The organism is Paenibacillus sp. AN1007, assembly GCF_040702995.1.
Classification (GTDB): domain Bacteria; phylum Bacillota; class Bacilli; order Paenibacillales; family Paenibacillaceae; genus Paenibacillus.
Genome location: NZ_CP159992.1, coordinates 440,963 through 461,437, shown reverse-complemented (window position 1 = coordinate 461,437; position 20,475 = coordinate 440,963). Strand labels below are relative to the sequence as shown.

The window sequence follows — 20,475 nt, the reverse complement described above, 5'->3', positions numbered from 1 at the left end:
CCCTCTCACAACTTGCAGCCCGAAAGCAGTTCACAAATGGTAATCCAACCCAATAAGAAAGCCCCGCATGCTCTTTGTAAGAACATGTGGGGCTTATAAGTTATGATCTGAACTTCACCTTAAAATGCAGGTTCAACTGCTCCTTGGTAACGTTCTTTAATAAATTTTTTCACCGTTTCGGAATGAAGTGCTTCTGCCAGTTTTTTGATCGCATCTGCATCTTTGTTATCGTCACGGGATACTAAAATGTTGGCATAAGGGTTTCCCTGCAGGTCTTCAATCAGCAAAGCGTCTTTAGACGGATTGAGGTTTGCTTCCAGTGCATAGTTCGCATTGATAAAGACGAGATCGGCTTCATCCAGCTGACGAGGCATCATGGCTGCATCCAATTCAATGATATCCAGATTTTTAGGGTTTGCTGTAATGTCCTGTTTGGTTGATGCGATGTTCGTATCGTCTTTGAGTGTAATTAGACCTTTTTTCGCCAGCAGCAGCATTGCGCGTCCACCATTGGAAGGATCATTCGGAATGGCTACTTTGGCGCCATCTTTCAGTTCATCCAAAGATTTGATCTTTTTGGAGTAGCCGCCAAAAGGTTCAACATGAACCGGAGTTACAGCAACCAGATTAAAACCGCGCTCTTTGTTCTCCGTGTCCAGATAAGGCTGGTGCTGGAAGAAGTTCGCATCCAATTTACCATCAGCAAGCTGTTGATTTGGCTGCACGTAGTCATTAAACGTCACAACCTGCAGGCGAATACCTTGAGCTTCAAGTTCAGGTTTGATGCTTTCCAGAATTTCAGCATGAGGTGTAGGTGAAGCACCAACTTTCAATTCGACGGTACGCGGAGCGCCTGCGGAGTTATCCGCACCACTGTCCGATTTCTTGTTGTTGCCGCAAGCAGCAAGCACTGCAATCAGCATTAGACTCAGAAGCACAATAGACCATTTTTTCATCTGTAAAACCCCTTCGCATTATATTTTCATCTATCTGTTTATTTCCTGGTGAAATAGATAACCAGACGATCGCCAACCATCTGCAAAAGCTGGACCAGAATAATCATGAACACTACGGAAATGATCATAATTTCATACTGGTAACGGTAGTACCCATAATTGATCGCCAGTGTTCCCAATCCTCCACCGCCAACCATACCCGCCATAGCTGTGTAGGATACCAATGTAACGATCGTGATCGTAACTCCAGCTAGCAAGCCAGGTAAAGCCTCGGGCAGAAGTACCCGTCTGACAATCTGTCCTGTGGATGCCCCCATTGCCTGTGCCGCTTCAATGACACCGCGATCCACTTCACGAAGTGTATTTTCTACTAGACGGCCAAAATACGGAGCGGCCGAGATAACTAGAGGTGGAATTACACCTAACACTCCGGTTGCAGTACCCACTAATGAACGGGTGAAAGGGATAATTGCAACAATTAATATGATGAAAGGTACAGAGCGCAAAATATTTACAATGACGGACAATATGATGTAGGTTATTCTTGATTTTGCTGATGCCGAGCGGCTCGTCATAAACAGGATTACCCCCAGCGGGAGACCTAGAATAACGGTAAATAAACCTGCTGCCGCCAAAATCTGCAGGGTTTCAATGGAGGCCGTGCCAACCTCTTCCCAGCGTACTTTGGAAAAATCCATTATCGCAGCACCTCCACATCAAGTCCTTCTGCGGTTAATTCAGACAAAGTCTGCTCAATCGCAGGGAAGTCACCCTCAAAACGTACCGTCAGCTGCCCATAAGGAACCTGCTTGATCGTAGAGATGGTGCCCTGCAGAATGGCAAAATCCACACCCGTTTTGCGAACGGTTCTCGACAAAATCGCTTCATACGTTTTATTTCCAAGAAAGGATACTTTGACTAGTTTGGAAGATACGCCTGTTGGCAGTTCGGTTCCGGCACTGTTTAAGACCGTTTCTTCGAGTGCCAGTCCGCCTTCGCTGTCACGTGAGACGAAATCCCGGGTAATCGCATGCTGCGGTTTCAGGAACACTTCTGTCACGGGTCCTTGTTCCACAATGCCGCCTTGGTGAATGACCGCCACCCGATCGCAGATATTCTGAATGACATGCATCTCATGTGTAATAAGTACTATGGTCAAGTTGTACTTTTCGTTGATATCCATAAGCAGCTTCAGTATCGAATTCGTTGTCTGCGGATCAAGTGCCGAGGTTGCCTCATCGCAGAGAAGTACACTCGGATCACTTGCCAGAGCTCTCGCTATACCTACCCGCTGCTTCTGTCCGCCAGACAGCTGTGCCGGATATTTACTGCTGTGCTGCTCCAGACCAACCAGTGCCAGCATTTCCTTCACCTTGCGATCAATCGCTTCCTTGGGGGTGTTCACCAGTTTTAACGGGAAAGCAACATTATCGTAAACCGTTGCAGAAGACAACAGATTGAAATGCTGAAAGATCATACCAATCCTGCGTCTTTGCTGCTGTAATTCGCTTTTACTCAGCTCGGTCAGGTTAATGCCATCGACCCAAACCTCACCCTCGGTCGGCCGCTCGAGCAAGTTGATACAGCGAATCAGCGTACTTTTCCCCGCACCCGAGTGACCGATCACACCGAATATTTCACCTTTTTGGATATTCAGATTGAGTTCTGACAACGCTGTAGTTGTTTTCCCGCGTTTGCCATATGTTTTGGTTAATCCAACCAGTTCAATCAATAGTACTGCTCCTTCCCCATCACCTACATATATCTTTACCCGAAGGAAGGGAAAACTCCCCTTTTAGCACAAAAAAAGAGCCCTTTGCAGATACAAAGACGGCTCTTCACGTGAAATGACCTTCTCATCTGCCAAAATCACACTTCATGATTCTGTAGGAATTAGCACCTAACACCTGAAATAAGAGACATTAAAGTCCATCATCGCAGATCGGTTGCCGGGCTTCATCGGGCCTGTCCCTCCGCCACTCTCGATAAGAGAAATATACAGTTGTAGAATTATATAGGTTCATGTAGTTCATCATATATAATGAGCGAACTGCATTAAATGCTTAATTACAGACACGATTCCATGTATGTTTCGATCTGGAACTCAGTATAGTCAAACTATTCCGATTTGTCAAATGGTATTATTTTCGGAGTCTGTCATGCCATTAACGTCTCGCACCCTGCTTACGCCAAATTTTATTGATGTATCGATACGCTGTATGCAGCGTTTCACAGACCATATCCACACCCTGCTGCATCTCAAGCAGATGCTGATCCAGATCCTCCAGCTTCACCTTCCCCTGCATCGTTTGATGCAGCTGCCACAAATCATCCTGCATCTCAGAATTCATATAATGTATCTCCATATTACGCCGCTTACGCAGACGGCTCATCGGTTCACGGTATTTATCCTTAATCTGAATGAGCTGCAGTGCCAATGCATGATGCTCCCGGTGATAATCAAACTGCCTCAGAACGGTATAATACGAGAAATGCACCTTCGTTTTGGACGTATTCAATTGAAAAATTTCATTTAATACGGTGCCCAATTTGTCCAAAATCGCGAAACATCTTATGAACGCGTCTTTGTAAAAATAAACATAACGAGCATACTCCGCTTTTTCCGCTGCACTCATATCTTCCGTGGAACCGGCCACCACTTTTTGACGAAAATGGGCTGCAGCAAAACAGCTCTGCTCCAGTTCATCCAACGAGGAGATCAGTCCTTGAGTCCATACATACAATTTCCGATAGTCATGATTCGGGTCATGATCCACATGCATCTGCCGCTCAAAAGATTCCAGCGTAAATGCCATAGTATCCATAGCTTCCTTCAATAATCCCTGATTAACCCGGGGCTTTTCACCAAGTAAAGTTCGCAGCATAGATGCCCTCCTCTTTCTCGCTGATCCTACAAAATATATATCGTCACAGCTGATCAACTGCTGAAGGCCGAAGCAAAAGTTCCCGAATTCCATCATCATTACAGCTTCGTTTAGGTTGCCCTGCAGCCTCAAACATCAAACAAAAGTCCACCTATCCAATGATGTACATCACCGGATGGTGGACTTTACAGCAAAATCCAGTACAGTTATTGATGCATTATACAGCATCACTATTTGTAGCGAAAAAACCTTTTAGAACCGGTTAACCGGTCGATGGAGCTTGTACACAAGGAAACTCATATAGGTCAAAATCCCGAAGAGTATGGCAATGTCCAGCATATGTGCCAGCGCCACAAACATGTAAACCTCTGGGCGGCTGATCGTCCACATCATGAACATACCGATGACCACTTGTAACAGAATCAAGACTACAGATAGTACACCAAGTGTCCGCAGTTCACGGTTATCAGGGTGTTTACGATAAGCAAAATGCCCCAGAATAGCAATAACAATAACAAGTGATACAGCTGCCAGACGATGGGCAAACGCAACAGCTACCCCGCCGGAGAGCTCTGGAACGATCTGTCTGTTACAAAGGGGGAATCCGGAACAACCTCCGGCTGAGTCCGTATGGCTCACGAATGCTCCGGTATATACCACCAGGTACGTATAAATAGTTGAAAACCAGACCAAATTGCGGAATCCCCTGCTGACGCGAGGATATTGGTTCAGACGTTCCAGACCTCCATATCTCGCTTCCTGCCGAATCCCGAGAGCCATCATTAACGAACTTGCGAAGGCAATTAGCGCGAATCCAAAGTGAAGGGCCATGACCGCCGACGATTGCGAGAATACAACCGCAAAAGCCCCCATAATTCCCTGAATGATGACAAACAAAAGCGTTAGGAAAGAGAACAGCTGCAGATCCCGGCGCTGCTTGCCAAATCGTAAGAAGGCCACAAACGAAGCGATGGACAACAGTCCTGCCAGTGCACTGACTGCACGGTGGGAATATTCGATCAGAGAGGCAACAGTATGAGCTGGCACGAGTTTTCCGTTACATAAAGGCCATTGTGTACCACAGCCAAGGCCCGATTCTGTTTTGGTTACGATCCCGCCGCCAAAGGTAGCCAGGAACATCACAAGACAGGTTAATACGGTTAACCATTTAAACAATGTTAAGTGTTTCAATTTTTTCTCACCCGCTGTTGGTTTAGATTGGCGAAAGGAATTCTTCGCTTGATGATGTTATTAACTTCATTGCTTGAGTACAAAATCAGCTGCATTGTTTATCCGGTACTTGTATGCTGCTTAGCAGCACTAGTACGATACTTATGCAGTGCTTGTTCTGCACTTTGACACTAATTTCACAACTAAATTCATTATACCGGATAAATTCCTCATTGACGCAGCGCTTTGTGACAAAATGTTAACGTCTGATACCATTTTGACCCGCAGGTCATTATACTAAACTCTTGGAAAAATTTGAAGGGATTTCGATACGGCAGCATACGGCCGCCCCCCCCTTTTTCATGAAGCCGAGCCCAGCCGTTCCTGAGAGCTGCATGAGATTGCACTGCTCTATAAGGCTGGCAGATTTATATTATGTAAAAATTGTGATTGTCTTATTAGAACAGAAAAGGCTGTCTTAAGCCCAGATTAGAGCTTAATTGACAGCCATGTTTTTGCAAAAAATTGATAAACGCTTCACAAACATTCTAATCATCTACCCTAAATATTGGAGTTTTATTTTCTAAATTATGCTCAACAATCTTCCAACATATAAGGGTTGGGTTGTATCCTTAACTACCTTACTTGTGAATCGTATTGTATACCTCTACTGCACGGTCCAGAAACTGTTCGATCTCTTCTCTCGACTTGCGCAGTTTGTTCACATAACGCACTAATTCCCGTCCGTCCGTGTAAGCTACGAAGCTTGGGATGCCCAAAATATTTTGTTCCTGACTCACTGTACCTACCTGGTCAACGTCCACTTCAATGAGTGTAAGATTACGTGAATACTTCGTTTCCACCTCAGGCATAAACGGATCGATGTATTTGCAGTCCCCACACCAGTCTGCCTTGAATACGGCCACTGTCAAACGCGGCGATTGAATCGCTACATCAAATTCCGGTTTGGATGTAATCTGTTCCATTGTCACATCTCCCTTTCTGTACCTTGTCTCCATCTAAGTGAAGCAAATTGGTGATTGGAAGTCAAATGTTCAGCGCATACTTAGAATAACCACAAGTTCTGGCATATCAAACAGTTTCTCATGAAAGGGTGTCCATTCATGACTTCCACCAGAAGTGACTCTTCGGATAACCAGCACACAGGTTCTATCCTGCAGATCGTTCGATCGATCCCCGGAGCAGCCCGGGAAGTATGGCGCGGTAAACAGGCGGCCTGGCATGCATCCTCCCAGCTTAGACATCCTTCACGTGACCTGAACTGGAAGGCAGACACAGCAGCGGCTCTGCAGGTTGAAGTTGAGCGGCTGCTGCCCGCAGCAGGCAGACCCTCTCCTTCGCGGAACATTCAGGCGCAAAGTGCACTGGTATGTGAAGAAGACTGTATCATTCTTGAAGAAATCAAGACCTTAACGCAGCAGCAGAATCGCAGTAATGTGACACGTACGGCTGCTTACTTGGAATGTTACGAGCAGTATCCCGAACTGCACTGGGCACTGCTTGCGCACATGGTATCCCGCAACGGCGGATATCATATGACCGACCTGCACAGCGACCTGATGCATAATCTGCAGAACCAGGAGGCTCGTGGGCATATGTATCGCCTGCTGGAGCGGTGCAATGCTCTTATATTTCAAGATGCATATCCACAGCTGCAGCTGTATATGCACAGTCGGCGGCTTGGCCGAAGCTGCTTCCATCTGCTGTCCCATTTTCACGTATCGGCATTTATGACCCCATTCTGGGAGCGCTTCTGGCTGGAACGCTGCAGTTCCATTCTCAGTGTGGCGTTAATTATTAATGAGCAGAACTATATTGAGAGCCGGGTGGTACAGCATCCGTATTTTCAAAAAGAAGTGCTTTCCAAACCTGCTTTTCATCTGCACAATCTGGCGGGGCTGAACCATATCGTTTTCCCTCTCGGACAAGGAGGTGGACTCACCGGACGGGTCATCGAACATTTTGGCAAATTAAATGAACGCATCCAGTTCGGCAAAGTCTTGTATGCCCTGTTATTCGGTGTAGAACAGGTCCTGCAGCAAGTGTTGGAGTTCGCTCGCACCGTTCCTCACGGCGGCTCACGGGCGGAATATTGGCCGGGTCTGTTCACCAAGCATCACAGTGGACCCAAGGATCATAACCTGTATGCCGCAGCCTTATTGAATGAGGAATGGCTGCCGGAAGGTCAGAGGCTGTACTCGCCAGAGCTGCTCACTGTCTGGAGCGATACCCCTTATGAACCGATTACAAGACATGACTGGCTTCAAACACGCGATTGTCTTGGATACCTTACTTCGCCCCGCAGACCTTGGCTGTTCGAGATGAGTCATGAGCATCGGTACGGCATGTTAAAAACGGCTTTGGCCCATGATGTGCAGGAAATTACTCACTAACAATCGGAGCAAAAATAACATGAATTCCATCCAAAAGGAAGCAGCACTTGCACTCGTGCGAAATACAAGTTAAAACGTACAAACCTGCAGGCAAAACGGTACACCTGATACCACCACAAAAAGACAACATTACAAAATCCAAAACACCCGACGCAGCAAGTTCAATATTCACCGTTAAGAAAGCCATATCTGATGTAATAACAACGCAGCGCGTAAAAGAAAAAAAGCGCAGTCCGCTGCAGGAGCAGACCGCGCTTTAATAAATCAAAGGCTGGTACACAGCCTACGCTGCCAAAATAACGAATTATCCACGCTGCCCGGCACCACGCTGTAGACGCATAAGTGGACGAAGAATTTTTTGCAAAATTCGTGGATAACTGCCCAGCTCGTCCTTACGCAGGACGCGCAGCATAACCATCAGCACGAGATACACCACAACGACCAGCACCCCCACTACCATACAGGTGACCAGGAACGATACGCGTGCAGGCAGGAAAGCACCAAAGATCTGATTCCCGCTCCAGTTGGCTGCAAATCCAATGCCTGCCGCCAACAGCACCGTAATCATAAATCCAAGCCAGCGATCTCCCATAATCGAGAAATCCACAATTTTGCGCAGTACACGCAGATTCAAATATGTGATGACCAGGAAGCACAGCGCCGTTGCGATAATAATCCCGTAAATGCCAAAGATCGGCGCCAGGATAAGACTCGCAATCAGCTTCACGATAATACCTGCCGCTACGCTAATCATCGTGATTCGTGGTTTACCCACCCCAAGCAGGATGGAATTCGTCGTCATCATGGTAATTTGGAAGATGGTACCGAACGTCAGCAATGCAATAATCGGCGTACCGTCCGGACTTGTAAATATCAATCCGTTTACCGAATGAGCGGCTGCACACAACGTAATCACAATTGGCATCCCGGTCAGGATAGAAATACGCATGGCCAGCGTCACCTGATTTTTCAGGTGAATCTCATCTTTACGGGCAAAGGCCGCCGAAATGACAGGCACAAGAGACTGACTAAGCGCGATTGCCAGAATTGGCGGAATACCTGCAATACTTTGAGCCTTCGCACCCAGAATTGCGAGTACTCCTGTCGCTTCTCCCACACCGATCTGTCCGCTAAGCAGCGGAACGACGAGAGAGGAGTCGATAAAGTTAATTGCCGGAACAGCAAGAGAAGATAACACTATCGGGATTGAAAGTTTAAAAATATCGGTGTAGATGCCGCGCATCGGCAGCTGCTCTGCCCGCTCATAATGCAGCTGTGCCGCACGATCACTTTTGCGGAGCTTCAATGTGAAGTACAGCATCACAGCAAATGCGCCGATACTGCCAAATACACCACCGAAAGATGCCCCGGCTGCAATCGTCTGATCATCGTAATTCCACTGCAGCATTACAAATGCCACAATAATCGCTACGCCTACGCGCGCAAACTGCTCTACGATCTGCGAGATACCACCTGCCGTCATATTACCGCGTCCCTGGAAATAACCACGCATCATCGCGATCGCCGGGAAGAGCAGCAGGGCCGGAGCAAGCGCACGGATGGCACTCACGGATTCCGGTACTTTGGAAATATGGGTGGCATAGAATGGTGCCGCAAACCATAACAGAACAGACATGACGACACCGGCCACTGCCGCGAAAATAAGGGCTGCACGGTAGATCTGCTGCGCTTCCCCTGCGCGTCCGAGCGCGTAGCGTTCCGAAACCATCTTACTCAGCGTACTCGGTATGCCCGCCGTTGCCACAGTTAACAGCATTAAATACACCGTATTGGAGATCGTGAACGATGCGTTACCGATATCCCCGAGAATATGCTCCAGCGGCACGCGCTGCACCAGACCGAGTACCCTTGCAATCAATGCTGCAGCCGCCAATATGAGCGTACCTTTAATAAATGTTTCCTTCTTAGACAAAACGAATTCCCCTTCTTTCCCCCACACCGGACCTCTCCGGACCTAAGCTAGCTAACCTGACATTCTAGGCGAATCGAACCACCCAAATAATGAATAGAACAATCATCACAAGCTGCAAAATAATTTTCATCACCGTGCTCGTAAACAGCCCGACGACAGAACCAAATCCAACTTTGGAAGCTTTGGAAGGTGAAGAACCGCCAATGATCTCCCCGATAAATGCACCGAGAAAAGGTCCCAGAACCAGTCCAAACGCCGGAATCACGAACGGACCAATGATCACACCAATGGTACTCAGCGTTGTAGACAGCTTGGAGCCGCCAAACTTTTTGACCCCCCAAGCACTGACGACGTAATCTGCCACGAACAGCACTACCACAATGAGGATCTGTATAATCCAGAACCAGACCCCGAACGGATCAAAGCTGAAAAACCAGCCGTAGACCAGAAATGCGAAGAAAATCGCGATTGCACCCGGCAGAATCGGATACACCGTACCTGCCATACCTACTGCAAACAGCAGTACAATTAAAATCCAGCCAACGGTTGCGAGCAAAGGTTACTCCCCCTTCAAAATATGTTCACGAATCAGATGAGCAATGCCATCCTCATTATTGCTTCCAATTATTAAATCTGCCGCTTGTTTCACCTGCTCCTGTGCATTGCCCATAGCAACACCCAGACCAACCGCTTCAATGACAGCCAGATCGTTCAGACTGTCGCCCACAGCAACCACTTCGGACATGTTGATGCCCAGCAGCTGGCATACTTCGGATACACCGGTAGCTTTGGATACGTTCTCCGGGTTCACCTCAATGTTTACAGGAGACGAATTGGTCATTTGCAGACCACCCATCTGCTGCAGCTCCATCATAATCTGATGACGAACCTCATCATCCTCAGTGGTGAATCCAAATTTCAGCCATTCCAATCCTTCGATATTGTCCGTCCAGCGATCTCGGTTAAACAGCTCCTCCACGGAGTATGCCCAGTACCAGCTGTTGTATTTCTCCCCAATCTCATGCATCTTGCGAATCAGACTCGGGTCCATCAGATGACGCATATGAAGCTCATGCGGTGCTTTCCAGACCTCGCTGCCGTTGACGGTCACCATCGGTGTTTCCAGTCCGAGCTGTACCGCATAAGGCATGGCGTGGTATACCGCTCTTCCCGTAGACAAGCACACGTGCACCCCGCGCCGGATCGCAATCTGAATCCACTTGGCCGTCTCCTGTGTAATTTCATGATTATCATTCAGCAACGTGCCATCCATATCCAGGGCAAGCAGTTTGTATTTCAATTCACTCATGCTGCAAATCCTCCTCCAGTATTTCTCTCTCCATGTTATCTTCCATTGAAACTCTCTTTCTCCATATTCTCTCTAAAACAACAAGATCGCCCGGTATCCGCTAATGGCGGACGCCCCGGACGTCACAGCTAACGCCATTTTACCACAGATCATCCATATGCAACAAAGTAACCTGTATTCGGATCTTTGACGCTTCGCCGCAGCTGTTGTTGAAAAAAAGGTTACCAAAAACCGCCTGCCAAGCAGGCGGTCACTTGAATAAACTGATTTGTGCAGGTTAAGCACAACCGCGGGGTGTACCCCATGCCGATTGATGCTTCTGTTTGCATTTACCTTGCCGCATATTTACGACGTACATAACGAAACACGATACCGTGTTTTGGAGACAGCAGCAGCGCGAGTACAAACAATATGCCTGCTGCAGCCACCATACATCCTGCAATGGAAGCATCCATCGCGTAAGCCATCAGGTAACCGCCAACAGAGGAAGCCGCACCAATCAGCACAGCATACAGAATCATTTGGCCCAGCCGATCCGTGAGCAGATAAGCTGCCGCTGCCGGGACAATTAACATACCTACGACAAGAATAGAGCCGACACTTTCAAAAGAAGCCACCGACGTCATGGATACCAGCCCCATGAGCAGGTAATGGAACAGCACAACCGGGATGCCGCAAGCTGCTGCCAAGGCCGGATCGAAGGCACATAATTTGAACTGTTTGTAGAACAGCCCAATCACGATGAGAATAACAAGCAGCGTAATGCCCAGCATCCACACCGCCCTCGGCCCCACATCCATTCCCCGCAGCGTTAAAGTATCCCACTGCACATAAGCAATCTCACCGAACAACACACAGTCCAGATCCAGATCGATATGCTGTGCATTCAGACTAATCAGGATAACCCCCACAGCGAAGAGTGCTGTAAATACAATACCGATGGACGCATCCGAAGACAGTCCTCCGGCCTGAAGGCTCTGAATGAAGAATACCGTCAGCAGTCCAAACACCGCTGCCCCCAGCAGCATCCACATCGAATCTCTGGACCCACTCCACAGAAATGCAATCGCGATTCCCGGAAGCACCGCGTGACTGATCGCGTCACCGACCAGAGCCATACGTCGGAGAATGAGGAAACAACCCAGAATTGCGCAGGCGGAGGAAACGAATACTGCCGTTAAAATAATCCAGAACGATGCCATTTACATCTCCCCCCGTTTCTGTGCTCGGGGCTGCGCAGCGAGGGTCTGCAGCCCAGCCTTCTCTTCGCGCATATAAGCAGACTTCGCCTGCATGCTCCGCAGCTTGCGTGCAAACAATCCGCGTCTTGGTGCGAACAGAGCAGATCCGGCAAACAGCAATGTTGCCGCCAGCACCGTTACCGGTCCAGTTGGCAGATTAGGGACAAACGTACTGAACACCGTGCCTGCTGCACCACTGAGTGCACCGAATAGTCCAGACAGCAGCACCATCAGTGCAAGAGAATCCGTCCAGCATCTTGCCGCCGCTGCCGGGGTCACCAGCAGCGCTGCAACCAGCACCACGCCAACCGCTTGAATTCCAGCCACTACGGCAATGACGGTGAGCAGCAGAATCAACTGCTCCAGCACGCCTACAGGCAGGCCCATGCCTCTTGCAAAACCCGGGTCAAAACTCACCAGTTTGAATTCTTTAAACCAGACAAGGCAGGCGATGAGCAGTACAATACATACCCCGGCCATCACATACACATCCGTAAGCACCATAGATGCTGCCTGTCCGAAGAGATACTTGTCAAGTCCGCTCTGGCTTCCGCTGGCGCTGTGCTGAATACGTGTCAGCATCACCACACCGATTCCGAAAAATACCGTCAGCACAATGCCCATGGCAGCATCCTGTTTGATCCGTGAATATCGGGTTATCCAGGAAACACCGAAAGTCGCCATAATTCCCGAGAGGAGCGCACCGAGCAGAAATAATCCAATCGACTTGGTTTCTGTCATCATAAACGCAATACATATGCCGGGCAGTGCCGCATGGGCAAGGGTATCACCCATCAAACTTTGGCGGCGAAGAAAGGTAAACGAACCGATGATACCGCTGCTGAACCCAAGGAGCAGACAGCCAAGCAGGATCCAGCGTGTGTTCGGATCTGACAGAATGGAAATGATCCAGTTCCACATAGGTTACACCTGACCTTTCTCCGTCCGGCTGCCAATCATTGCAATCCGGCCTCCGTACGTCTCCTGTAATGAATCGGGCGTGAATACTTCGCTTGTAGCTCCAGCTGCTACCATACGACCGTTGAGCAGCAGTACATGATCGAAGTATTCTTCTACTGTGGCCAGATCATGATGGACAACCAGCACCGTTTTCCCCTGCTTTTTCAGTTCTTCCAGCAGCGAGATGATCGCTTTCTCCGTCGTAGCATCCACGCCAGCAAACGGCTCATCCATGAAATACAGATCTGCCTGCTGCACCAAAGCCCGCGCTAGAAATACACGCTGCTGCTGACCTCCTGACAGCTGGCTGATCTGCCGATACATATAATCTCCCATACCCACCTGCTCGAGGCAGTGAGCCGCCATATCCTTTTCCTTTTTACCAGGACGGCGAAACCAGCCCAGATGCCCGTATCGTCCCATCATAACTACATCTAACGCATGCGTCGGGAAATCCCAGTCTACGGACTCCCGCTGCGGAACATAGCCGATACGCCGGCGTGCTTCACGATAGGACTGTCCGAAAATTTCTATGTCACCGTGCATTTTGGGCACAAGTCCCAGAACGGCTTTGATTAATGTGGATTTACCGGCTCCGTTTGGCCCAAGAATGCCAATCAGCTGTCCCTCGGGAACATCAAAAGTTACATTACTGAGCACCGGCTTTTTGTGATAAGCCACAGCCAGATTCCTTACAATAAGAGGAGAAGATGGATTCTTCGTTCCTTGTCCAAGCCGATCACTGGACGTATTCACTATTGGCTGCTGTTTCACATTTATATCACTCATCAACGTCATTCTCCTCTCTCCAGATGAATTATTATTTCAGCGCCGCTGCGATGGTTTCGACATTGTGGCGCACCATTCCAATGTAGGTGCCCTCTTCAGTACCTTCGGCTCCCATGGCATCTGAGAACAGTTCCCCGCCTATACTTACGTTATGGCCCTTTTCAGCTGCGCCGGCTATGATGGCTTCCATCGCTTTCGCCGGCACGCTTGATTCGATAAACACAGCTTTAATCTTGTTCTCCACCAGAAAATCCCGCAGTTCGCTTACATCCTTGGCACCGTATTCCGCTGCCGTACTGATGCCTTGAAGCCCCATCACTTTAATCCCGTAGGCTTGGCCAAAATAACCAAATGCATCATGGGCTGTAACCAATACCCGGCTTGACTCGGGAATCTGCCCAATTTTCTCCCGCACTTCCGCATCCAGAGCTTCCAGCTTCTCCAGGTATGCTTGTGCCTGTGTCTTATACTGCTCTGCATGTTCCGGATCTGCTTCGATCAGCGTGTCTCGAACCGCTTCTGCCGCACGCATCCAGTGCTTAACGTTAAACCAGACATGGGGATCATATTCCGTTCCACCTGTCGCTTGGCCGGAATGGAGCTCTTCTGTCGGAATTTTCTCCGCAACTGCAGTGACCAGCTTACTTTTAGACATTTTCTCTAAAATGTCTGTCATTTTGCCTTCCAGGTGCAGGCCGTTGTAGAAGATCACTTTGGCTTGCTCCAGTTTGCGGATATCTCCTTGAGATGCCTTGTATAGATGCGGGTCTACCCCGGGTCCCATCAAGCCGGTAACCTCAACGTATGCTCCGCCTACCTCTCTTGCTGCATCCGCGATCATTCCTGTCGTTGCTGTGACCTGCACTTTCCCATTCCCGCTTGTTCCCGGATTGCTTGAACAAGCTGTCAGCACGATAATCAGCACAATACATGCCAGAGTAATGAATCCACGTTGAATACTCCTCATCTTCACCTTTAACAATTCCAGCCTCCCCTTTCCCTCTACTACAACATTTGTCCTCAACTAATTAAGTTGTACAAGGTATCAACTTTTAAACTCGTCTAATAATGTTTCCCTTGTGCAAATTTTATCTGATGACAAAACAAAAGGCAAGGGATAATTTCCCCTGCCTGTCCTGAGGTTTATATGCAGCCGCATCAAATTAAACCAGCTTTGTCCTTTAAATGAACTGCACCATCTTTATAAAGCTTATCCTTAATCCTACTCCTGCTTCTGGTCCTTTTTGCCCTTCGGAATACCATCCAGTCCATACACTTCATCGTAAGCATCAAAAATTTTACGTGCTATAGGTGAAGCACTGACCGATCCAAACCCGCCTTCCGGTACGACAACGGCTACAGCCAGCTTCGGATTCTCCCGCGGAGCAAAGGCAATAAAGACCCCGTTCTCCTTTTTATTCGGTCCGGCTCCCTGCTCGGATGTTCCCGTTTTTCTGGCGTAATCATAAGGGAATCCGTCGAATGAGCTTACTTTGGTCACCATGCCCTTATGCACTTCGTTCCAGTGTGCATCCGCAAACTTCACCTCATTAAGCACTTTTGGTTTGAACTTCTTCACCACATTGCCATCTGCATCTCGAATTTCCTTCACCAGATGAGGCTCCAATCGTTTGCCTTTGTTCGCAAGCATGGTAGTGTACTGGGCCAGCTGCATCGTCGTATATTTCGCCTGCTGGCCAAATGATGCAAACGCCAGGCGTGTTAGAGCCGACTCATGATCTTCCTTATACTCCAGTCGGCCAAGAAATTCATTAGGCAGATCAATGCCTGTGGACACACCTAAACCAAAACTCTTCATGTATTCGTCCCATTTTTCAATGGCTTTTGTTCCACCATATTGGTTTAACAACCGCTTACCCACCATATCAATCATAAATGCATTGGAAGATTTTTCGATGGCTCTGCGTGCCGTAATATTTCCGTTATACGCCGAGTGAGAGTTTTTCACTTGTCGTCCATCTTTGCCAAGTACAGCATACCCTTTATCAGGGTACGTCTCTCCCGCAGTGAACAGTCCCTCTTTCAGTCCGATGAGTACGCTCAGCGGTTTAATAACCGATCCAAGCAGCACAACGGATTCAGCATGACGCGGTTTGTTATCATTCGGAGGGAAGGACTCTGTTGTCCCGTTGCGGAATACATATTTAATTTTGTCATAATCCCAGTCATTCGGATCGTAATCCGGCATGCTGGCCATCGCTACGACATTACCTGTATCCACTTCCATCGCTACAGCGTAACCCGTGATAGCTTTAGGTAGTTTCCGCAATTCATCGGTAATAGCCTGCTGTGCCGCAAGTTGAATCTCCTTATTGATCGTGGAGACCAGACTGTATCCCTTCTCCGGTGGAGTCAACTCCATCGTACCCGTAGGCAGGTTCCGGGAATCGATGTCAATGGATTGATATCCGCTTCGCCCGCGAAGCTCCTGCTGATACTGCAGTTCCAGACCGTCAAATCCAACCTTCTCATCCTGTGAGTACACCAGACCCGGGTCACGTTGAGAGGCAGATTGCTTCATAATGGTTTGGTACTGCTTCATTGTTGTTGGAACACGTTTGAATTCTCTTGTGTAACCAATAACTTGTACGGCAACCCGATCCGGGTCATATCGGCGTACATTTTCTTCCAGAACCATGATGCCGGGGTACTCCGTTTTTTTCTCCATAAAAAAAGCGATTTCCTCGGTCGACAGATCAGACTTAACTAGTCTTGGTACATAACCAAACGTCTTCTGATGATTGAGATCCAGCCGTTTGACAATTTCCTCCGCATCCGGCTGCGTCTCATCTCCCGGATTGAATCGTTTGAATATATCGGCAAGCTCCTGTGCCAACTCCTCGGCTTCCTGCCTGCGATCATCATTGCGATAATCTTCATATAACAAAACATACAGGGACTGCACCGGCTCCGAATAAGCAAGCGCCACCTTGCCGGTCGCATCATAGATCGGACCCCGTACCGGAGCAAGCGGTATATCCTTTGTATTCCGGGTAGACTCCATATACGTCAGTTCAGGTCCTTCTACAAACTGCACAAACGCCAGTCGAAAAATAAGGATGCTGAATATCACAAATGCCGCGAAAAAAAACATATTCAGTCTGGCTGTCGAAGCTTTGTCAACCACACGTTCATTTTCATTCGGCGGTTTGTTTTTCAATCGTTTAAACATGTGCTGCTCTCTCCGTTCCTAAAAAAGTAATATATTTATAATCATGTTAAAACGTCAGAACAGACCGAATCGACATATTTTCTCCTCTTAAGTTTATCAAAAGCAAACTGTAACGTCCTTCTATTTTTGGTTACATTTCTGTAATAATGGCAGTGCCAAACGTATGGCATCGATGCTCATTTTTAAACGTTGAATACGGTAATCTGCTGTACTCCCTCTGTATATAACGTACTGCGAATCATTAGGTTACATAAAATTCAACAAAAAGAGGCCCATCAGATTATTCTGAGGGCCTTCTTCTGCCTGCAGTGTCTCACTACCGGATTATTGTGTACTCGTGTCTGCTTCTTTGTTTTTATCTTTTTTAGGGATGCCGTCCAGGCCGAACTCTTGATCGTAAGCATCAAAGATTGCCCTTGCAACCGGAGCCGCACTGCTGGAGCCGAAGCCCCCTTCAGGGATCATGACAGCAACAGCCAGCTTCGGATTGTTACGAGGCGCGTATGCGATAAACACCCCGTTATCCACCGGTCTGCCTCCAATACTCTGTGTCGACGTACCTGTTTTTCTGGCAAAATCATAAGGGAAACCGCCAAAGGAAGAAACCTCGGTGGCCATACCACGCTGTACCTCATTCCAGTATGCATCACTGAATTCTGCTGTGCTGAGTACCTTCGGTTTCACCTTCTCAACAACATTACCTTCTGAATCCCGGAACTCCTTCACGAACTGGGGCTGCATTCGTTTTCCTTTGTTCGCTAACATCGTTGTGTACTGTGCCAGCTGCATCGTTGTATATTTACCCTGCTGTCCAAAGGAGGCATATACCAGCTTGGTGAGGGATGTTTCATCGCTTTCTAAATATTCTTTACGCCCAGGCCATTCATTGGGCAGATCGACTCCTGTTTTCACACCGAGTCCAAACTGCTCCATGTACTTATCCCACACGCCAACGCCCTTAGCTCCATATTGGGCATAAAGCTTTTTACCAATCTCGTCGATCATAAATACGTTAGAGGAATGACGAATGGCATCATGTGGACGCATCGGACCGTAGACGTGACCCGAAGAGTTCTGTACGCGGCGGTTGTCTCCGCCGAATGTGGTTGAACCCCGGTCGTTATACACCGTGTTAGTCGTAAAGAATCCTTCTTTTAATCCGATCAGGACACTGAGCGGCTTGATCGTTGAACCGAGCAATACAACGGATTCAGCCCTTTTTCTAGAATCACTAGGCAGGAACCCCCGAATTGTACCGTTCTGATAAATATATTTGATTTTATCGTAATCTTCATTGCTTATACTGCCCGTTCTCCACACATTCGTGTCATAATCAGGCATGCTGGCAGCTGCCACTACTTTACCTGTATCTACTTCCATGGCAACGGCAAATCCGGTGGTTGCATTAGGATGCAGTCTGCCTGATACCGGATTGCGATGAAGCCAGCTCAGTTGATCCAGGATCGCCTGCTCGGTTTTCACCTGCACATTTTTGTTGATGCTGGAGATCAGGTCGTATCCTTTTTGCGGCGGTGTTGTACCTGCTACACCTTCGGGCAGGTTGCGCAGATCAACATCAACCGACGTATAACCACTTTTACCTCGCAGCTTATCCTGATACTGAAGCTCAAGTCCATCGAATCCGACAAACTCATTCTCTGTATACACCAAGCCTGGATCGGTCTGTGTTTTATTCGCTTCATCCACTTCTTTATACTTGTTCAATGTTTTGGAGCTTTTGAATTTTTTCAAATAACCAATGGATTGAACAGCTACTGTGTCCGGATCGTAGTAACGTACACTTTCTTCTATGATCTGGATGCCCTTGAATTCATCCTTATGCTGAAGGAAATAAGCCACCTCTCCTTCGGACAAATCACTCTTGATGAGCCTTGGCATAAAACCGTTCGCCTTGCGTGAATTCAAGTCCATCTCTTCAATGATTTTATCCACAGTCAAAGATTCGGAATCTTTGGCTTTATACTTTTCGAAGACTTCATTCAGACGCTTGGCCATGTCCTGAACTTCGCCAATTTTGGGGTTCGGCTTCCCCTCCACATCCCCGTAGTTTTTATACAATGTGAGATACAAGGACTGGATCGGTTTGGAGTATGCCAGCTTCACCGTGCCCGTCGAATCATAGATCGTTCCTCTCACAGGAGCAAGCGGTACATCCTTTGTAATGTTGCTCGCTTCCTCCTGACTGAGCTCGGGACCTTCTACAAACTGTAGATAGGCCAAGCGCACAATAATCACACTAAATATGACAAAAGAAGCAAAGAAAAATACGTTCATCCGGTAACTAAACCGCCGTTTGTCCGCAAGTTCATCCTTCTCGTTGGAATGCTTTTTCATTCATCCTACCTCTTTCATGACTTTGATACATAAGCGCAGCTGCCGGATAATCCCGGCATGATCACCTGGAAGTGTCGTTATATTCAGAACCTTGTCTGGCTTACAATCAAGCGGACTGATCTTTCACATGGGTGTCGGCAAAATTGGGAGGATTAAACCAGTCTCCACTAATCGCCCAGGTTGGATCAAGCGGAACCCAGCTCCCGGAATCACTCAAATATACTTCGTTCCAAGCATGAGGGCCGTAACCTCCCTGACCGTTATATCCCAAACCTGTAACCACCCTGACATTAATACCTTGGGAACGTGCCATCACCGCATAGAGGCGGGCATAATCGATGCATACCCCTTTGCGAGTATCAAATGTATTCTGAGGGGTCTGCTCATGCCATATCCCCTTCTGTTCGTAATCATCTACTTTCCCGTAGTCGTATTGAATCCGGGTACCTACCCAATCGTACAGAGCTCTCGCTTTCGCTTCATCCGTCGTTTTCCCTTTGACGATCTCCTGCGCAGCCTGTTCAATATCTGCCGGAATATTATGATCGATCACCTCGTACTTCCGCTGCAGAATACCTCCCAGTTCCTTCTGAACGGCCTGGGTAAATACCGGAAGCTTGTCCTTGATGAACGTACCGGACAACGGCTCAATAACTGATTTGGCTCCCTGCATATAGATCGGTGAGGCCTCCACATACCGACTGAACATGCTGCCCGGATAAAGACTGACGATCATGAACAATACCGCGATCACAATCATTCCGCGGACCGAACCGATAACTGTACCAATGACCGCACCTGTCAGACGGCTGATCATGCCTTTAGGTTTGTCTGGTTCATGACCTGAATGTCTTCTGCGGAACAAGAAGGAGGATAAGAAACCAAGGATCATGCGAATGATGCCATAACTCAGTACAAATAATACGGCAAACCGCATCAGCGGAAAATCTGCAATGGCTGTAACCAGCGTATAATACAACTGCTCCCATCGGTTCAACTCACGGTTAGGCATAGCTGCGGCATGCGCAGACAACCACTGCTGCACGTATGGCGCAAGCCATAAGGTTAATCCGATGGATAATAAAATACCGATGACCGCCATAATACCGTCCATAAGGAAACCAAAGAGTCTTCCCGCGGAACGTGAAGCTCCTCTGGACCATCCCTGCAGTAAGGAAGCCGCTACGATCAGCAGCAGCAAAATGGTAATGCCATTTAACTCCTTGAGGCTGTCCAGCCATGTTTGCAGCACGTCTTTATTCCTCCTTTA

Annotated in this window: 17 protein-coding genes and 1 riboswitch; of the genes, 1 reads left to right on the top strand and 16 read right to left on the bottom strand. The window is 48.0% G+C overall.

From position 1 onward, the window contains the following. Nucleotides 1-119: 119 nt before the first annotated feature. From ABXS70_RS02050 to ABXS70_RS02025, 6 genes are all read right to left on the bottom strand, one after another. Nucleotides 120-956 carry a MetQ/NlpA family ABC transporter substrate-binding protein gene (locus ABXS70_RS02050; protein ID WP_342552700.1) on the bottom strand — a complete coding sequence of 279 codons (837 nt, stop codon included), beginning with the start codon at nt 954-956 and terminating at the stop codon, nt 120-122. Between the two features lie 38 nt (nt 957-994). Beyond that, nucleotides 995-1,654: a methionine ABC transporter permease gene (locus ABXS70_RS02045; RefSeq protein ID WP_342552701.1), complete on the bottom strand. Its 660-nt coding sequence runs from the start codon at nt 1,652-1,654 to the stop codon at nt 995-997. Beyond that, nucleotides 1,654-2,688 carry a methionine ABC transporter ATP-binding protein gene (locus ABXS70_RS02040; RefSeq protein ID WP_342552702.1) on the bottom strand — a complete coding sequence of 345 codons (1,035 nt, stop codon included), beginning with the start codon at nt 2,686-2,688 and terminating at the stop codon, nt 1,654-1,656. The genes ABXS70_RS02045 and ABXS70_RS02040 overlap by 1 nt, the downstream gene beginning before the upstream one ends. A 121-nt stretch (nt 2,689-2,809) precedes the next feature. Beyond that, nucleotides 2,810-2,948, bottom strand: a riboswitch (SAM riboswitch). A gap of 173 nt (nt 2,949-3,121) precedes the next feature. Further along, nucleotides 3,122-3,841: a Cthe_2314 family HEPN domain-containing protein gene (locus tag ABXS70_RS02035; protein ID WP_342552703.1), complete on the bottom strand. Its 720-nt coding sequence runs from the start codon at nt 3,839-3,841 to the stop codon at nt 3,122-3,124. 252 nt (nt 3,842-4,093) lie between these two features. Next, nucleotides 4,094-5,032, bottom strand: a complete 939-nt coding sequence (locus tag ABXS70_RS02030) for a heme A synthase (RefSeq protein WP_366293525.1) — start codon at nt 5,030-5,032, stop codon at nt 4,094-4,096. A 620-nt stretch (nt 5,033-5,652) separates the two neighbouring features. Continuing rightward, nucleotides 5,653-5,997, bottom strand: coding sequence for a thioredoxin family protein (locus tag ABXS70_RS02025; RefSeq protein ID WP_342552705.1), 345 nt, complete (start codon nt 5,995-5,997; stop codon nt 5,653-5,655). Nucleotides 5,998-6,135: 138 nt separating this feature from the next. On the opposite strand from ABXS70_RS02025, the gene ABXS70_RS02020 reads away from it, so the two are divergent. Next, entirely contained in the window at nt 6,136-7,425 is a 1,290-nt protein-coding gene (locus ABXS70_RS02020) for a DUF2515 family protein (RefSeq protein ID WP_342552706.1), read from the top strand. Between the two features lie 304 nt (nt 7,426-7,729). Here ABXS70_RS02020 and ABXS70_RS02015 read toward each other — a convergent pair whose 3' ends face one another. The 10 genes from ABXS70_RS02015 to ABXS70_RS01970 all read right to left on the bottom strand — a co-directional run bounded on the left by ABXS70_RS02015 (nt 7,730) and on the right by ABXS70_RS01970 (nt 20,457). After that, nucleotides 7,730-9,358, bottom strand: coding sequence for a polysaccharide biosynthesis protein (locus ABXS70_RS02015; RefSeq protein ID WP_342552707.1), 1,629 nt, complete (start codon nt 9,356-9,358; stop codon nt 7,730-7,732). A gap of 64 nt (nt 9,359-9,422) precedes the next feature. After that, complete coding sequence (locus ABXS70_RS02010; protein ID WP_342556438.1) at nt 9,423-9,863, bottom strand: DUF456 domain-containing protein; 441 nt, start codon at nt 9,861-9,863, stop codon at nt 9,423-9,425. A gap of 54 nt (nt 9,864-9,917) precedes the next feature. Beyond that, a complete protein-coding gene (locus ABXS70_RS02005) occupies nt 9,918-10,667 on the bottom strand; it encodes a Cof-type HAD-IIB family hydrolase (RefSeq protein WP_342552708.1) in 750 nt (249 codons plus the stop codon). Between the two features lie 329 nt (nt 10,668-10,996). Continuing rightward, nucleotides 10,997-11,869, bottom strand: a complete 873-nt coding sequence (locus ABXS70_RS02000) for a metal ABC transporter permease (RefSeq protein WP_342552709.1) — start codon at nt 11,867-11,869, stop codon at nt 10,997-10,999. Then, nucleotides 11,870-12,829 (bottom strand): metal ABC transporter permease, encoded by a 960-nt coding sequence (locus ABXS70_RS01995; protein WP_342552710.1) that lies wholly within the window; start codon nt 12,827-12,829, stop codon nt 11,870-11,872. A 3-nt stretch (nt 12,830-12,832) separates the two neighbouring features. Continuing rightward, complete coding sequence (locus tag ABXS70_RS01990) at nt 12,833-13,657, bottom strand: metal ABC transporter ATP-binding protein (RefSeq protein WP_342552711.1); 825 nt, start codon at nt 13,655-13,657, stop codon at nt 12,833-12,835. 31 nt (nt 13,658-13,688) lie between these two features. After that, nucleotides 13,689-14,645 (bottom strand): zinc ABC transporter substrate-binding protein, encoded by a 957-nt coding sequence (locus tag ABXS70_RS01985; RefSeq protein WP_342556439.1) that lies wholly within the window; start codon nt 14,643-14,645, stop codon nt 13,689-13,691. A gap of 234 nt (nt 14,646-14,879) precedes the next feature. After that, nucleotides 14,880-16,850, bottom strand: coding sequence for a penicillin-binding transpeptidase domain-containing protein (locus ABXS70_RS01980; RefSeq protein WP_342552712.1), 1,971 nt, complete (start codon nt 16,848-16,850; stop codon nt 14,880-14,882). Nucleotides 16,851-17,174: 324 nt separating this feature from the next. Beyond that, on the bottom strand, nt 17,175-19,205 hold the full coding sequence (locus tag ABXS70_RS01975; protein WP_366293516.1) for a penicillin-binding transpeptidase domain-containing protein: 2,031 nt from the start codon (nt 19,203-19,205) through the stop codon (nt 17,175-17,177). Nucleotides 19,206-19,311: 106 nt separating this feature from the next. Continuing rightward, complete coding sequence (locus ABXS70_RS01970) at nt 19,312-20,457, bottom strand: transglutaminase domain-containing protein (RefSeq protein WP_342552714.1); 1,146 nt, start codon at nt 20,455-20,457, stop codon at nt 19,312-19,314. Nucleotides 20,458-20,475 lie beyond the last annotated feature (18 nt).

Bases quoted from the DNA above. Each gene is read 5' to 3' on its own strand.
- ABXS70_RS02050 (WP_342552700.1), bottom strand. From the start codon at position 956: ATGAAAAAATGGTCTATTGTGCTTCTGAGTCTAATGCTGATTGCAGTG.
- ABXS70_RS02045 (WP_342552701.1), bottom strand. From the start codon at position 1,654: ATGGATTTTTCCAAAGTACGCTGGGAAGAGGTTGGCACGGCCTCCATT.
- ABXS70_RS02035 (WP_342552703.1), bottom strand. From the start codon at position 3,841: ATGCTGCGAACTTTACTTGGTGAAAAGCCCCGGGTTAATCAGGGATTA.
- ABXS70_RS02025 (WP_342552705.1), bottom strand. From the start codon at position 5,997: ATGGAACAGATTACATCCAAACCGGAATTTGATGTAGCGATTCAATCG.
- ABXS70_RS02020 (WP_342552706.1), top strand. From the start codon at position 6,136: ATGACTTCCACCAGAAGTGACTCTTCGGATAACCAGCACACAGGTTCT.
- ABXS70_RS02010 (WP_342556438.1), bottom strand. From the start codon at position 9,863: ATGGCAGGTACGGTGTATCCGATTCTGCCGGGTGCAATCGCGATTTTC.
- ABXS70_RS02005 (WP_342552708.1), bottom strand. From the start codon at position 10,667: ATGAGTGAATTGAAATACAAACTGCTTGCCCTGGATATGGATGGCACG.
- ABXS70_RS02000 (WP_342552709.1), bottom strand. From the start codon at position 11,869: ATGGCATCGTTCTGGATTATTTTAACGGCAGTATTCGTTTCCTCCGCC.
- ABXS70_RS01995 (WP_342552710.1), bottom strand. From the start codon at position 12,829: ATGTGGAACTGGATCATTTCCATTCTGTCAGATCCGAACACACGCTGG.
- ABXS70_RS01990 (WP_342552711.1), bottom strand. From the start codon at position 13,657: ATGAGTGATATAAATGTGAAACAGCAGCCAATAGTGAATACGTCCAGT.
- ABXS70_RS01980 (WP_342552712.1), bottom strand. From the start codon at position 16,850: ATGTTTAAACGATTGAAAAACAAACCGCCGAATGAAAATGAACGTGTG.
- ABXS70_RS01975 (WP_366293516.1), bottom strand. From the start codon at position 19,205: ATGAAAAAGCATTCCAACGAGAAGGATGAACTTGCGGACAAACGGCGG.